We start from the raw sequence: 15021 nt of genomic DNA, 5'->3' as shown, positions 1-15021 counted from the left end.
AGTTGCTCGGTCAATTGCCCGGTCAGTGCTCAGGACTCGGTGATCCGGAAGACGGGGTGGCGGGGGGCGGCGGCGATGAACTCCTCGTTGGTGGAGTCCGCGGTGAGGCCGCCGAAGTACGCCTTCACCTCCCAGCCCCAGCGATCGAGGTAGGTGCGCAGCAGCTCCGGGGTCTCGGCGGGCGGCAGTTCGACCGCGATGAAGGGGCGGGAGCGGCGGCCGACGCGGAGTTCGCCGCCGCCGGCCGCCCGCATGTTGCGTACCCACTCGGATTCGCCGCGCGTCGAGACGAGGTAGCGGGAACCCTCGTACGCCATGGGGTTGACCGGTACGCGCCGCCATTCGCCGCTCTTGCGGCCGCGGACGGCGAGGTCGGCGGAGCCGGCGAGGCTGATGCCGCGACGGGCGAGCCAGCCGATCGTGCCGTTGAGTCGGAGGGCGAGACGGCGCGGCTTCAGGTAGTGGGACATGGGGGCCTCGGTTTCGGTGTGGTGTTGGGCGGGGTTGCTGCGGGGTTGGGCGGGGCTGGTGTCGTGCGCGGTGTGGTGGCCGGTGGGCGCTCGGCGGGGGTTGCATGTTGTGCTGCCAGCCGGACTGTGGATCTTCGGGCCGGCGGACCTGTGGGTCTACGGATCTACGGATCTGTGGATCTGTGTTCTGGGTCGAGAGCGGTGCTCTCGCTTAGGAGCAGTGTGCACGTGAATGGCGCACTAAAGCAAGAGCGGTGCTCTCGTTTTTGTTCGGCGCTCTGGGAGCTGTCACACTGCTCTTCATGACAGTGATTCGAGGAGCCAGGGAACGGGCCCGTAGTGAAATCACCGAGGCCATCAAGGAAGAGGCGCGCAAACAGCTCGCTGCCGAGGGGGCTGCCAAGCTCTCCCTTCGGGCCGTCGCGCGAGCGCTCGGCATGGCCTCATCCGCGCTCTACCGCTACTTCCCCAGCCGAGATGACCTGCTCACCGCCTTGATCGTCGACGCCTACGACGCGCTCGGCGCGGCGGCCGAGCACGCCCGTGACGCGCACCCCACATCCGCCGCCGAGCCGCCCGCCGCCCCCCGCCGGACCGAGGGCCAGCCGGAGAGCCAGCCCGAGGGCCAACCCGAAAGCCGGACCGAGAGTCGGCGCGAGCGCCTGCCTGCCGGCACCGGACACAGTGCCGCCCGCGCTCGCGCCGCCGAGCGTGCCACCGCCCAGTGGTGCGCCATCTGCACGGCGGTGCGCGACTGGGCCCTGGCCCATCCGCACGAGTACGCGCTGATTTACGGATCGCCCGTCCCCGGTTATCACGCGCCGCGCACGACGACGGAGCCGGCCGCCCGAGTCGGGCTCACGCTCATCGGCGTCGCCCGGGACGCGTACGCCGCCGGCCTGCTGAAGGAGCCCGCGGAGCCGTTGCCCGATGCGGTGGTGGCCGATGCGCTGACGCTCGGCGCGGAACTGGGTGTCGAACTGCCGCCCGCCGTAGTGGCCCGTCTGGTCGGGGCCTGGGCGCAACTCTTCGGCCTGCTGAGTTTCGAGCTCTTCGGCCAGTTCAACCGGGTCGTCGAGGCCCGTAGCGCCTTCTTCGAGCAGGCCGTACTGCAGCTCGCCAGCAGCGTTGGCCTCACCGGCGCGGGCCCCAGCACCTCGGCCTGAACCCTCGTCACCCACTGACTGGCACCCGCCGTCGCACGAGGGCGCGTTGGCGGTGCGGTGCCGGCTTCCGTGTCGGTTCGGTGCTGACCGAGCGGCCACGTCCGCGCGTTGGGCCAGCGCGTCCGTCATGGGCGCCGTGTGTCCCGGCCGTCATCCGTCATCCGTCATGCCGTAGCCGGTTCGATGGCTTCGGGTGCCGGCTACGACCGCGGGCGGACGATGTACTCCTCGACTGGTTCGAGGGGCGTCGATCTGGCGTCGCTCGCCGAGGCGCCCGGGGTCGAGCACCCGGCCGACGTGGCGATCTTGCTGCCCGCGGCGTGCCGCCGCCTGCTCGGACAGCGAAGCGCCTGGGAGCGGAGTGCCAGGGAGTGCAGTGCCTGGGAGTGCAGTGTCTGGGAAGTGCAATGCCCGGGTGTGCAGCGTGCCTGTCAGGCTGCCTGCGGGCTCCTCCCGACGAGTTGCTGCGCCAGTTCGTGTTCGTCGGATTGCGACAGTGACGTCTTCAGTACCGTTCCGCCCAACGGCTGTAGGGCGGCGGCGAATTGGTCCTCCCTGAGCTGTGTGGTCATGATGACGACGGCGGCCTTGCCTGGTTCGAGCAACTCGTGGGCGCGGTCGCGGAACCGCTTGTCGAGACCGGACTGGCTGAGCTTGCCTGCCAGCCCGCCCAGCGCGGCGCCCAGCAGTCCGAGGGCCGGCATGAGGAACAGCATGCCGATGACCAGTCCCCACAGCGCTCCCGCGGTAGCCGAGGTGGCGACGGCTCGCCGCGGGATGTCGTCGTGTGTGTCGACGTATGTGTGTCCGTTGGCGTCGGAGGTGACCACGGCCAGGCCGGTGAGGGTGACGACGTGCTGGCGTTCGAGGTCCTGGATGCGTCTTTCGGCCTGCCTGGCCTTCTCCGTGTTCTCGTACCCGATGATGATCAAGTCGGACATGGGTGCCTCCCTCGCCTCAGAAGGCGACCGGCTCACGAGTGACCGGACACGTCATGCGGTGTCGGCGCCTGGCGTCCACGGTCGGGCGTGCTCGCCTCCTCCCTCTTCAAGCTAGACCTCGCCTACCGCCGTGTGCACTTCATGCGCGCGGCGTGGACCGCCGAGGACTATCCGTGTCGGCCTCGCCTTGCGGACTCGGTGTGAGGGCCTGTCCGATAGGTCGCCGTGCACGACCGCCGCCCCACCGCTGCGTCATGCGGATCGGTGTGGGCCGCGGGCCGACCACGTTGGCCGTGCCGCCGGTTGGTCCGCCTCCCGAGCGGGGCCGGCGGGCTGCCCTCCCCGTGACCTGTCGGACAGGTCGTACGTGGGCGCGTGTCCCGTTGTGATCAAGCTGCGGAGTCCGAGGAGTGGGTGGCAGACGCCGTGCCCTAGCCGGACAGCAGCATCGCCACCCCCACCAGGGCGAGCAGTCCGACGTAGGCGCGGGCGTAGATCCGGTCGGGGATGCGTGGTGGGCGCCGCCGCAGTACCGCGATCACCGGCAGGGCCCCCACGAGCAGCGCCGCGGCGGCGGTGAGGTCGATGAGACCCACCAGGTGCACGTGCCCGGCGCCGGCGGTCGGGAGCGCGGCGCCGCCCAGGGAGGCCGCGGTGGCCGGGAGCGCGATGGCCAGGGTGAGGGGGTTGGCCAGCGCGGTTGCCACGTGCATCGGGTGCCCGGCCCGCCGTACCGCGGGCACGGTCATGACGCTGCCGCCGACGCCGAGGAAGGCCGCGACCGCACCGATGGGTGCGCCGAGCAGGGCCGGTAGCGGCCGTGGCGCGGCGGGGGCCGCCTCGGCCTGTGCGCGCGGGCGCAGGAAGCCGGGGCGTACGAGCAGGTCGACGACGGTGAGTGCGACGTACCCGATGAACGCCCAGCGGACCAGGGTGGCCGGGGCGAGGCGGGTGGCGAGCGCGCCGGCCGCGGCGCCGGCCGCCAGGAGGAGGAGCAGTCGGCCGCTGCCGCGGAGGGCGGCGAGCACCCGCCGCGGTGTGACGGCGGTGGCGAACCCCGCGTTCACCACCATCACCAGGGCCGAGGTGGCCGTTGCCACCCGCATCGCGTCCGCGCCGAGCGCGGCATCCGCCCAGACCACCACCGGGACCGCGACGAACCCGCCGCCGAACCCGAACAACACGGTGGTCACCCCGGTGAGGAGTCCGATTCCGATCAATGCCACAACGTCCATGGGGCCACCCCACCAGCTCCCTCGGCCTTCTCGCATGCGAAGGTCAGCACCAAACCTTCGCGTCTCGGCCACTGGTACCCGGCCATTACCGTGGCCGGGTGAAGAACGTCTCCTTGGACGCCGTCGACCACGTGGACCGGGCGGTCCTCCCGATCGGCACCGACTACCCACCCGGCCACGTACTGGACTGGCACGAGCACCGCCGCGCGCAGTTCCTCTACGGCGCCACCGGCGTCATGGTCGTCGACACCGCCGAGGGCACCTGGACCGTTCCGCCCGAGCGTGCCGTGCTGATTCCGGCCGCCACCCAGCACCGGGTCCGCATGTTGGGGGTGAGCACCCGGAGCCTGTACATCGAGCCGGACGCCGTCCCCTGGTGGCCCGCCACCTGCACGGTCGTGGACGTGCCGCCGCTGCTGCGGGAACTGCTGCTGAGCGCCGTCGAGTTCGAGGTCGACTACGGCCTGTCCGGGCGGGAGGGGTGCATCGCCACGCTCCTCCTGCACGAGATCGCCGCGCGCACCCCCCTCCCGTTCCACGTCGCGATCCCCGCCTCCGACGATCTGGCGGCGCTCTGCCGCGGGTACCTGGCCGCCCCGGACGTCGGCGTCACCAACGCCGGGTGGGCCGGCCGGGTGGCCATGAGCGAACGGGCCTTCACCCGTCGCTTCCGTGCCGAGACCGGTGAGAGTCCCGCCGTCTGGCGCGGCCGCGCCCGCCTGCTCGCGGCCGTTCCGCTGCTGCGCACCGCGTCCGTCAGCGAGGTCGCCGGCCGCCTCGGCTATGCCTCGCCGGCCGCGTTCACCGCGGCCTTCACCCGCGCGTTCGGCCTGCCGCCGTCCCGTTTCACCGCGGCCCACCAGGACGGCGATCCCAGCCGCACCCGCCGTGCCGCGCCCTGACCCCCGGATGACGCGCGGTCCCCGTGCCCGGTGTCACACCAGTGCCAGCGCGGTCACGAACGGCACCGGCAGCAATCCGGCCGCGCCGAGCCACCACCCCAACCGCCCGCCCCGCCGCAGCGGCAACAGCACATCCACGACCGCCACCAGCACCAGCAGGAACAGCCCCGACACCGCCAGCAGGAACAGCACCCCATCCGCGTGATCGATGGTGCTGTAGTTGCAGTTGGTGAGCCCGGGCCTGGCTGCCTCGGCCACCGTCCGGCAATCCATGGGCAGGTACTCGATCACCAGCCACCGCGCCAGGAAGAGCGGGACCATCGCCGGCACCCCGAGGAGCAGATTCACCAGGGCCGGCCACCACAGGCCACCCCGCACCTTCCGGTCCTCACCGCTCCGCACATCCGTCCTCACCACAGTCACCGCCGCCCCTCCGTGCCTGGCACTCCCTCCAGTGGATCATCCTGCATTCCGCCCGGGCACCTGACCACCAGCCAACCCACCGGCCCGGTGCGCGGCGTCGCCGCAGGGGGTGCAGGTCCTGGGGTGCCGGTACGGCTTCGCCGCCACGGTCGGCGTCGAATGGACCGAAGGGGCATCCGCGCCCTGGCGGACTTCCGGCGGACTTCGAGCAGCTCGACGCGGTCGACCTCCGGTACAACGGCATCGGCGCGGACGGTGCCGAGGCCCTGCTCGCCGCCCCGTTCACCGGTTCGCTCAAGCGCCTGGTGCCGTACCGCGAGGACGTATCCGCCGACGCGACGGTGTAGGGAAGTTGGCGTACGTTGCCCAGTTGCCCAGTTGCCCAGTTGCCCAGCTGCCCAGCTGCCCAACGCCCTGCGCAGTACTGGGGGAGCACGTGACCTCAGCACTCCGCGACCGCTTCTTCGCCCGTCGACCGGCGTGGTTCAGGCGTTGAGTTGCTCCAGGGTTTTGCCCTTCGTTTCGACGGCGAACAGGGCGATCACCGCGCCCACCGCGGCCAGGCACGCCAGTTGGGTGAAGACCAGCGTCAGGCTGCCGCCGGCTCCCAGGATCGTGCCGACGACGATCGGTCCGAGGATGACGCCGGCCCGGTTCCAGAGTCCGCCGAAGGCCGCGCCTTTGGCGCGGTTGCGCGTCGGGTACAGCTCGGGGGAGTAGAGGTAGAGCCCGGCGTTGATCGCGTAGACGAAGAACGTCGTGCCGGACGCGAACACCGCGACCTGAGCGCCGGAGACGGCTCCGGCCAGGGCGAGGGTCGCCAGTGCCAGTGCGGTGCCGCCGAACGCGGCGACCATGGCCGGGCGCCGGCCGACGCGGTCGATCACGAGCGCGACCACCAGCGTGCCGAGCAGACCGGTGACATTGCTGAGCAGCGTGTAGACCAGCGCGGTGGTCAGGTCCAGGCCGAAATTCTTGGTGTAGAGGGACGGCAGCCAGGTGGAGATACCGTGATTGACGTAGTAGGCGACGAACCAGAGGCCCGAGACGACTACGGTGCGGCGCAGGTAGCGCCCCTGGAACAGTTCGCGTACGCGTCCCTGGCCGACCTCGTCGGGTGTGGCCGGGGTGGCGGTGGCCGGTTCCGGAAGGGGTGCGGCGGTGGCCCGTGTCACCTCCGCCTCGATCCGGGCGAGGACCTCTTCGGCCTCTGCCGTGCGCCCGCGTGCCAGGAGCCAGCGCGGGGACTCGGCGACCTGCCGGGGGAGGACGGCGGCGAGCAGTGCCGGCAGTGCGCCGATCACGAACATCGCCCGCCAGCCGAGGTGCGGCACCACCCACACGGCGACCAGGGACGCGGCGGCCAGGCCGGCCGGGAAGATCATCTCGTAGAGCAGGACGAAGCGGCCGCGCCGGTCCGAGCGTGCGATCTCGTTGATGTAGGTGGCGGCGACGGGGACGACGCCGCCGATGCCCAGGCCCTGGACGAACCGGAAGAGCGCGAAGGTCTCGATGCCGTGGGCGAGGGCCACGGCGAGGCTGGCGAGTGCGGTGACGGCGACGCCCAGTGCGACGGTCCGCACCCGCCCGATCCGGTCGCCCAGGGAGCCGGCCGCCAGGGCGCCCAGGAGCATGCCGATCGAGCCGGCGGTCACCGCGAAGGTGGCCTGGCCGGTGGTCAGGTGCCAGTCCCGTACCAGGACGGGGAGTGCGGAGGCGGCCATCAGCTGGTCGAACGCCTCGAAGAAGGTGACGGCGCCGATCAGGCAGCGGACCTTGACGTGCCAGCGGGAGTGCGGCAGTCGTTCGAGCCGTGCGGCGATTGATCCCGCTGGTCCGGCGGCGGGTCGGCCGGCCACAGTCGTCATGGAGGGGTTCCTTCCGCGAACAGAGAAGTTGCGGAGACAGTAGGAACAGTTGCCTAAGCGGTCAATGGTTAAGGGCAAAGTTATTTTCCGGTGTTCCGGGTCTTGCCGGCGAGATATTTAAGCCCTTAGGTTTCTAGCGCTCGGAGTCGCCAGCGCTCGGAGCGACACCCATCCGCTGACCGGTCCGGGAGGTCCGTCGTGCCGCGTTTCTCCACCGACATCCTGATCGGAGGGCAGTGGCGCCCGGGTGCGGGCGCCCCGCTGACGACCGTGGACCCGGCCACCGGCCAGGTCCTCGCCGTCCTCCGCGCGGCCTCGGTGGACGAGGTGGACGAAGCCGCCCGGGCCGGTGCGCGCGCCGCCGCCGACCCGGCCTGGCGCGCCCTGCTGCCCCACCAGCGCGCCCGACTGCTGCACCGCATCGCCGAGTTGATCGAGGAGGCGGCGGACGAACTGTCCGCGGTCCAGACCGCAGACACCGGTAAGACCCGCACCGAGACCCGGGCCCTCGCCCTGAGCGCCGCCGCCACCTTCCGCTACACCGCGGCCGCGCTGGAGACGGCACAGGACGCACTCACCCCGTCGCGCGGCGCGTACGTCACGATGAGCGTGTACGAGCCGATCGGCGTGGTCGCGGCGATCAACCCGTGGAACTCGCCGGTCGCCAGCGACGCACAGAAGATCGCCCCCGCGCTCGCCGCCGGCAACGCGGTCCTCCTCAAGCCCGCCGCCTGGACGCCGCTGGTCTCCCTCGTCCTCGGTCGCCTGATCACCCGCGCCCTGGACGAACTGGGCCTGCCGGCCGGGCTGTTGTCGGTACTGCCGGGCAGCGGTCGGGTGGTCGGCGAGGCGCTCGCCGGTCATCCCCTGGTCGGCCGGATCGGCTTCACCGGCGGGACGGACACCGGCCGGGCCATCGCGGCGGTCGCGGCCGCCAAGCTGATCCCCGCCTCGCTCGAACTGGGCGGCAAGTCACCCACCATCGTGCGCGCCGACGCGGACCTCGAACAGGCCCTGGCCGGGGTGATGTTCGGAATTTTCTCGTCCAGTGGCCAGTCGTGCATCGCCGGGTCGCGACTGTTCGTGGCGCGGGACGTCTACGACACGTTCGTCGACGAACTCGTGGAACGGGTACGGAAGTTGCGCGTCGGGCCGGGCGCCGATCCCGGCACCCAGGTCGGTCCGCTCGTCCACCACCGGCACCGGGACGCCGTCGCCGCGTACGTGGATCTGGCCCGCGCGGAGGGCGGCCGGGTGCGGTGCGGCGGCGCCGTGCCCGCGGGTGACGCGTACCGGGACGGCGCCTACTACCTGCCGACGGTCATCGACCGACTCCCCAACTCCGCCCGGGCGTGCCAGGAGGAGATCTTCGGCCCGGTGCTGATCGCCCTGCCCTACGAGGACGAGGACGACCTGGTCCGCCAGGCCAACGACTCGGTGTACGGACTGGCGTGCGGCATCTGGACCCGCGATCACCGGGCCGCCTGGCGCCTGGCGCGCCGCATCGACGCCGGCACCGTCTGGATCAACACCTACAAGCAGTTCAGCATCTCCACCCCCTTCAGCGGACGGAAGGACAGCGGTCTGGGCACCGAGAAGGGCCGCGACGCGATCCGCGCCTACCAGCGGCAAAAGTCCCTGTACTGGGGCACCTCCGACGCGCCCCTGCCCTGGGCCGGCTGACCCTCCCTGCGGCCCGCTGCTCGTCCCCAACTCCCCAGCCCCTGAACCCAGTTGCCGGAGAAGCTCATGCCTCAACCCCCCGTTGCCCGACTGCGCGCCCTGCGCTCGGTCGAACTGCTCACACCCACCCTCGGCCAAGCCGCCGACTTCTACGCCGAGGCGTGGGGGCTCGCGGTCGTCGAGTCCGAGCATGACGCCGTGTGGCTGCGCGGCACCGGCGAGGAGCACCACGCGCTCCACCTGACCCGCTCCCACCGCATCGGCCTCGGCCGGATCTCCTTCGCGGTCGGCACCCCCGCCGAGGTGGACGAGGCGGCCCGCCGCCTGCTCGCCCGCGGCATCACACCGGTCGCCGGGCCCGGCCGCCTCGACCAGGTCGGCGGCGGCTACGGCCTGCGCTTCACCGACCACGAGGGGCGCCTGGTCGAACTGTCCGCCGAGACCTGGGCCGTCCGGCCCGGCGGCCGGGACGAGGCGGTCCCGGTCGGGGTCACCCACGCCGTGTTGAACACCACCGACATCGACGCGTCCGTCGCCTTCTACTGCGACGTCCTCGGCCTGCGCGTCTCCGACTGGTCCGAACGCCAGATGGCCTTCCTGCGCTGCAACGCGGACCACCACTGCATCGCCTTCAACCAGGCCGAGTGGGCCTCGCTCAACCACGTCGCCTACGAGCTGCGGTCGATCGACCACTTCATGCGGGGCCTGGGCCGCCTGCGCCACCACGGCATCACCCCCCAGTGGGGGCCCGGCCGGCACGGCCCCGGCGACAACACCTTCTCCTACTTCACCGACCCGACCGGCCTGGTCTGCGAGTACACCTCCGAGGTCGCGCAGGTGGTGGAGGACCGCTGGATCGCCAAGGTGTGGCGGCGCACCCCCGAACTCTCCGACCTGTGGGGCACGGCGGGCCCGCCCTCCCCGGAGATCCGCCGCCACATGGCGGGCACCCCCGACCCCGGCCCGCTCGCCGCACCCGCCGAGGAGGCAACCGCATGACCGCCCGTACCCCTCGGACCCGCCAGGTCGGCCTGGTCGGCTGGGGCGCCATCGGCCGCGTAGTCGGCACGGCCCTCGCCGCACACCGCGTCCCCGGCGCCGCGTTGGCGTGCCTGGTCGACAACCGCCCCCTCGGCGACAGCGCACCCGCGCCGCAAGTCACCTTCGAGGAGGCCCTGCAACGCTGCGACCTGATCGTGGAAGCGGCCGGCCAGGGCGTCGTCCGTGCCTGGGGCGAGCGGGTCCTCACCGCCGGCACCGACCTGCTGATCGCCTCCACCGGCGCACTGACCGACGAGGACCTGGCCGAGCGGCTGCTCGCGGCCGGACCGGGCCGGGTGTACTTCACCGGCGGCGCCGTCGGCGGCCTCGACCTCCTCCAGGCCGTACGCGCCCTCGGGCCATTGCACGAGGTCCGGCTCACCACCACCAAACTGCCCACCACCCTCGAACAGCCGTGGATGGACCGGGAGTTGCTGACCCTACTGCGCACCGCGACCGGGCCGGTCGAGGTCATGACGGGCACCGCCCGCGACATCCCGGTGAAGTTCCCCAAGTCGACGAACGTCGCCGCCTCGGTCGCCCTGGCCGTCGGTGACCTGGACACCGTCCGGGTCCGGGTCGTCGCCGACCCCGGCGCCCACCACACCCGGCACGTCATCGAGGCGTCCGGGCCGCACGGGACGTACCGCTTCGACGTCGCGCACCTGCCCGACCCGGGCAACCCGGCGACCAGCCAGGTCGTGCCCCATGCCGTGTTGCGCAGCCTCGCCGCCCTGGCCGGACGGACGGGACAGATCCTATGACCGCCGCCGTCCACCTCGACGAGGCCGGCGACCGGGGACCGCTGCTGCTGTGCCTGCACGGCATCGGCTCCTCGTCGGCCGCGTTCGCCCCACAGCTCGCGGAACTGGGACGGTACGCCCGGGTCGTCGCCTGGGACGCCCCCGGATACGGCAAGTCACCCGACCCCGAAGGCCCGTTGACCCTCGACGACTACGCCGACACGGCAGCCGGCCTGATCCGTGCGCGGGGCGGGAACGCCCACGTCCTGGGCGTGTCCTGGGGCGGTGTGATCGCACTGCGGCTCGCCGTCCGCCATCCCGAACTCGTCGCGTCCCTCATCGTCGCCGACTCCAGCCCGGGCTCCGGGACGGACCCGGCAAAGGCCGCCGCCATGCGGGCCCGGGCCACGGAGCTGGCAGAGGTAGGGCCCCGGGCGTTCGCCGAACGGCGCGCACCCCGCCTGGTCTCCGCCCAGGCACCCGCCGCACTGGTCCGGCGGGTGACCGACACCATGGCGGAAGCCGTCCGGCTGCCCGGCTACGGATCCGCCGCCGCGTCGATGGCCGCCGCCGACCTGCGCGGCGAACTCGCCCGGATCACCGCGCCCACCCTCGTCCTCTGCGGCGACCAGGACCGCGTCACCGGCCCCGACGCCTCCCAGGCGATCGCCGGTGCCGTCCACAAGAGCGCCTACGTGATCGTCAAGGACGCCGGTCACCTGGCCAACCAGGAGCAACCCGCGCGCTTCAACGCCTGGGTGCTCTCCCACCTCCGCATCACCGCCCGCATCCCCGATTAGGAGTGCACCATGCCGCTGACCACCACCGACTACGACAACGGCAAAGACCTCGCCGCGTACACCGACTCGCTCATCGCGACCAAGGACTCCCGCGAACCCGACTGGAACACCCTCGCCTTCCAGGCCAAGGCCGGGGACCAGTACCGCCGCGCCCAGATCCGCTACGTCGGCTCCGGCGCCACCGGCAACCACGAGGGCGACAAGGGGATACTCCCGTCCGGCGGGTTCACCTTCTCCAACATGCTGCTGCCGCCGGGCGCCGAGGGCCCCGAGCACACCCACCACGACGTCGAGGAAGCCTTCTTCGTCCTGGAGGGCCGGGTGCGGGTCGGCATCCACCGCGGCAAGGACGAGGTGGAGTACCGCACCCTCGGCTACCGCGACATGATCGTCGTCCCGGCGGGGGTGGCCCGTTCCCTGAAGAACGAGGGCGACACCGACGCGCTGTTCTGCGTCGTCATCGGCACGCAGAAGCCGCAGGTGCCGACCTACCCCGAGCACTCGCCGATGCACGGCGTCACCCGTGACTGAGCAGCGGGCGACCGGCGGCCGGACCGTCGTCGTCACCGGGGCGGGCCGTGGCCTGGGACTGGCCATGGCCCGCCGGGCCGGGCAGGACGGCTTCCGGGTCGCCCTCGCCGAGGTGGACGAGGAGCGGGGCCGGGCCGCGCAGGCGTCGCTGCGCGACGAGGGCATCGACGCCCACTTCACGCACTGCGACGTTGCCGAGCCGGACTCGGTGCAGCAACTCGCTGCATTCACCGGCCAGTTGGGACCCATGTACGGACTGGTCAACAATGCGGCGCTCGCCAACGGCGTGGGCGGCAAGGAGTTCCAGGACATCGACGTCGCGGACTGGGACCGGCTGATGACGGTCAACGCACGCGGCCCCTGGTTGGTGGCCAAGGCACTGCTGCCGCAGCTCCTCGCCCACGGCGGACCGGGCCGGATCGTCAACCTCGCCTCCGACGCGGCCCTGTACGGCTCGCCGCGCCTGGCCCACTACATCGCCTCCAAGGGCGCCGTGATCGCACTGACCCGGGCCATGGCCCGCGAACTCGGCGACAAGGGCATCACCGTCAACGCGGTCGCCCCCGGCCTGACCGAGTGCGAGGCCACCGAGTCCGTGCCCACCGAACGGCACGAGCTCTACCGCGCCAACCGGGCGATCTCCCGCCCCCAGCAGCCCGACGACCTCATCGGCACGGTCGCCTTCCTCCTGGGCGAGGAGTCCCGCTATCTGACCGGACAGGTGATCGCCGTCAACGGCGGCTTCACCATGCACTGACCACGGTGCACCGAGCAACAGGAGACAACTGACATGGATCTGGGCCTCGCCGACCGCACCATCGTGGTCACCGGCGGCAGCTCGGGCGTCGGCCTGGCCACGGTCCGCGCCCTCCTCGACGAAGGCGCGCAGGTCGCCACCTGCGGGCGCGACGCCGACCGCCTCGCCCGGGCGGCGGCCAGCCTCGACGGCGACCGCCTGCTGACCGCCGTCTGCGACGTCCGGGACCCGGACGCGGTACGCGCGTTCACCGAGCACGCCGCCGGCGCGTTCGGAGGCATCGACGGACTCGTCAACAACGCCGGCCAGTCCCGGATGGCGGGCCTGGACGAGTCCACCGCCGACGACTGGCGCGACGAACTGGACCTGAAGTTCTTCGGCGTCCTCAACCCGCTGCACGCGGCCCGCCCGTACCTGACGGCGGCGCCCGCACCGAGCGTCGTCAACGTCAACGCCGTCCTCGCCAAGCAGCCCGAGCCCCGCCTGATCACCACCAGCGCCGCCCGGGCCGGCATCCTCAACCTCTCCAAGTCCCTGTCCGTCGAACTCGCCACCGACGGCATCCGGGTCAACTCCGTGTGCCTGGGCCTGATCGACACCGGCCAGTGGACCCGCCGCCACGCCGCAGCGGACTCGGGCCGGAGCTACTCGGACTGGCAGGCGCAACTCGCTGCCGACCGCGGGATCGCGCTCGGCCGGCTCGGCCGCGCCGAGGAGGTCGCCTACGCGATCGTCACGCTGCTGTCGCCCCGCGCCTCGTACATCACCGGCACCAGCATCGACGTCTGCGGCGGCGTCGGCCGCTCCATCCTCTGAGGAGACCCCCATGCGTTACGACAACGGAGGCGATCTCCTCGTCGCCGTCCTACGGGAACTCGACATAGACACCGTCTTCGGCATCGTCAGCGTGCACAACCTGCCGCTGGTCGAAGCCGTCGACCGGGAGCTGCGGTTCGTCCCGGTACGCCACGAGGCGACCGCGGTGAACGCCGCTGACGCCTACGGGCGGGCCCGCGGCGGCATCGGCTGCGCCCTCACCTCCACCGGCACCGGCGCGGGCAACGCCGCCGGATCACTGATCGAGGCGCTCAGCGCGGGCACCGCCGTGCTGCACGTCACCGGACAGGTGGAGAGCCGGTACCTGGGCGGCGGCCGCGGCTACATCCACGAGACCAAGGACCAACTGGGCATGCTGACGGCGGTCTCCGCATACGCCGCAACCGTGCCGTCCGCCGCCGACGCGGGCCGGGTCCTGCGCCGGGCGGCGCACACCGCACGCACCGCACCCGGCGGACCCGCGAGCGTCGAGTGGCCGATCGACCTCCAGTACGCGGCCCAGACCGACGCGGCGGCGGAGCGGACCGCACCCGCCGTGCCGACCCCCGCGGCGGACCAACTAGCCGCTGCCGGGGCCCTGTTGACATCGTCCCGCCGACCCCTGATCTGGGCCGGCGGGGGAGCGACCCGGGCCCGGACCGCACTCGCCGACCTGCTGGCCGCGACCGGCGCGGGACTGCTCACCTCGAACTCCGGGCGCGGCGCGGTGCCCGAGGACCACCCCCAGGTCATCGGCAACTTCGCCACCACCCCGCCGGCGCGCGCCCTGCTCGCCGACGCCGATCTGCTGCTGACCATCGGCACCCACTTCCGTTTCAACGAGACCGCCGACTACACACTCGAACTCCCCGCCGCCCACGTCCAGATCGACCTCGACGCCGCCGCACTGGGCCGGGTATACGCCACCCGGCACCCGCTGAACGGCGACGCGGCCGACGTCCTCGCGGCGCTGCTGCCGCACGCGGCACCGGCCGAGCCGGCCTGGACGGACCGGGTCGCCGCGGTCCGCGCACAGGTGCGGGCCACGCTCCACGACGCCATCGGCCCACAAGCGGCGCTCTGCGACGCGCTCCGCGCCGCACTGCCCCGCGCGGCCGTCGTCGCCCGCGACGTCACCATCCCGTCCAGCAGCTGGGGCAACCGACTGCTGGAGCTCTACGACCCGCGCGACAACGTCTTCCCGCGCGGCGGCGGCATCGGGCAGGGCCTCGGCATGGGCATCGGCGCCGCCCTCGCCCGACCGGAGAACCCCACCGTCGTCCTCGCCGGCGACGGCGGCCTCGCCGTCCACCTCGGCGAACTCCTCACCCTCGCCCAGGAACGGCCCCGGCTCACCCTGCTGGTCTTCAACGACGGCGGCTACGGTGTCCTGCGGAACATGCAGGACGCCCACCGCGAACGCCGCTCCGGGGTGGACCTCACCACCCCCGACTTCGAACGGCTGGCCGGCGCCTGCGGGCTGCCGTACCTGCGGATCGCCGCCGAGGAGCACGCCGCGCCCGTGCTGGCCGAGGCCGTCGGGTCGGACGGGCCGGTGCTCGTCGAGGTCGACCTGACGGCACTGGGCCCGATGAAGAACCCGTTCACCCCACCCGTGAAGATCCCGGGCCAGTGAGGAGCCAGC

At 72.3% G+C, this 15021-nt stretch carries 15 protein-coding genes; 10 read left to right on the top strand and 5 right to left on the bottom strand.

The window, feature by feature from the left end:
• Positions 1-29: 29 nt before the first annotated feature.
• Complete coding sequence (locus ACO0M4_RS34865) at positions 30-470, bottom strand: nitroreductase/quinone reductase family protein (protein WP_430375082.1); 441 nt, start codon at positions 468-470, stop codon at positions 30-32.
• Positions 471-772: 302 nt separating this feature from the next.
• On the opposite strand from ACO0M4_RS34865, the gene ACO0M4_RS34860 reads away from it, so the two are divergent.
• A complete protein-coding gene (locus ACO0M4_RS34860) occupies positions 773-1636 on the top strand; it encodes a TetR/AcrR family transcriptional regulator (protein ID WP_430375081.1) in 864 nt (287 codons plus the stop codon).
• Positions 1637-2067: 431 nt separating this feature from the next.
• On the opposite strand, the gene ACO0M4_RS34855 is transcribed toward ACO0M4_RS34860, so the two are convergent.
• On the bottom strand, positions 2068-2577 hold the full coding sequence (locus ACO0M4_RS34855; protein ID WP_430375080.1) for a DUF1269 domain-containing protein: 510 nt from the start codon (positions 2575-2577) through the stop codon (positions 2068-2070).
• Positions 2578-3008: 431 nt separating this feature from the next.
• Positions 3009-3812: a TSUP family transporter gene (locus ACO0M4_RS34850; RefSeq protein WP_430375079.1), complete on the bottom strand. Its 804-nt coding sequence runs from the start codon at positions 3810-3812 to the stop codon at positions 3009-3011.
• Positions 3813-3910: 98 nt separating this feature from the next.
• Here ACO0M4_RS34850 and ACO0M4_RS34845 point away from each other — a divergent pair, with 98 nt between their 5' ends.
• On the top strand, positions 3911-4714 hold the full coding sequence (locus ACO0M4_RS34845) for an AraC family transcriptional regulator (RefSeq protein WP_430375078.1): 804 nt from the start codon (positions 3911-3913) through the stop codon (positions 4712-4714).
• A 33-nt stretch (positions 4715-4747) separates the two neighbouring features.
• On the opposite strand, the gene ACO0M4_RS34840 is transcribed toward ACO0M4_RS34845, so the two are convergent.
• A complete protein-coding gene (locus ACO0M4_RS34840) occupies positions 4748-5137 on the bottom strand; it encodes a hypothetical protein (RefSeq protein ID WP_430375077.1) in 390 nt (129 codons plus the stop codon).
• Positions 5138-5622: 485 nt separating this feature from the next.
• A complete protein-coding gene (locus tag ACO0M4_RS34835) occupies positions 5623-7005 on the bottom strand; it encodes an MFS transporter (RefSeq protein ID WP_430375076.1) in 1383 nt (460 codons plus the stop codon).
• A gap of 198 nt (positions 7006-7203) precedes the next feature.
• Here ACO0M4_RS34835 and ACO0M4_RS34830 point away from each other — a divergent pair, with 198 nt between their 5' ends.
• From ACO0M4_RS34830 to ACO0M4_RS34795, 8 genes are all read left to right on the top strand, one after another.
• A complete protein-coding gene (locus ACO0M4_RS34830; protein ID WP_430375075.1) occupies positions 7204-8688 on the top strand; it encodes an aldehyde dehydrogenase family protein in 1485 nt (494 codons plus the stop codon).
• A 66-nt stretch (positions 8689-8754) separates the two neighbouring features.
• Positions 8755-9687, top strand: coding sequence for a VOC family protein (locus ACO0M4_RS34825; RefSeq protein ID WP_430375074.1), 933 nt, complete (start codon positions 8755-8757; stop codon positions 9685-9687).
• Positions 9684-10493 (top strand): aspartate dehydrogenase domain-containing protein, encoded by an 810-nt coding sequence (locus tag ACO0M4_RS34820; RefSeq protein ID WP_430375073.1) that lies wholly within the window; start codon positions 9684-9686, stop codon positions 10491-10493. Before ACO0M4_RS34825 ends, ACO0M4_RS34820 begins: the two co-directional genes overlap by 4 nt.
• A complete protein-coding gene (locus tag ACO0M4_RS34815) occupies positions 10490-11272 on the top strand; it encodes an alpha/beta fold hydrolase (RefSeq protein WP_430375072.1) in 783 nt (260 codons plus the stop codon). Before ACO0M4_RS34820 ends, ACO0M4_RS34815 begins: the two co-directional genes overlap by 4 nt.
• A 9-nt stretch (positions 11273-11281) precedes the next feature.
• Positions 11282-11803 carry a cupin domain-containing protein gene (locus ACO0M4_RS34810; RefSeq protein ID WP_430375071.1) on the top strand — a complete coding sequence of 174 codons (522 nt, stop codon included), beginning with the start codon at positions 11282-11284 and terminating at the stop codon, positions 11801-11803.
• Complete coding sequence (locus ACO0M4_RS34805; RefSeq protein WP_430375070.1) at positions 11796-12560, top strand: SDR family oxidoreductase; 765 nt, start codon at positions 11796-11798, stop codon at positions 12558-12560. The genes ACO0M4_RS34810 and ACO0M4_RS34805 overlap by 8 nt, the downstream gene beginning before the upstream one ends.
• A 33-nt stretch (positions 12561-12593) precedes the next feature.
• On the top strand, positions 12594-13376 hold the full coding sequence (locus ACO0M4_RS34800; RefSeq protein ID WP_430375069.1) for an SDR family oxidoreductase: 783 nt from the start codon (positions 12594-12596) through the stop codon (positions 13374-13376).
• Positions 13377-13386: 10 nt separating this feature from the next.
• Positions 13387-15012, top strand: a complete 1626-nt coding sequence (locus tag ACO0M4_RS34795) for a thiamine pyrophosphate-binding protein (RefSeq protein WP_430375068.1) — start codon at positions 13387-13389, stop codon at positions 15010-15012.
• The last annotated feature ends 9 nt before the right edge of the window (positions 15013-15021 follow it).

Source organism: Streptomyces sp. RGM 3693 (assembly GCF_050471125.1).
Classification (GTDB): domain Bacteria; phylum Actinomycetota; class Actinomycetes; order Streptomycetales; family Streptomycetaceae; genus Streptomyces.
Note: the sequence above shows the minus strand (reverse complement) of the source record. Positions and strands in the feature narration are given on the sequence as shown.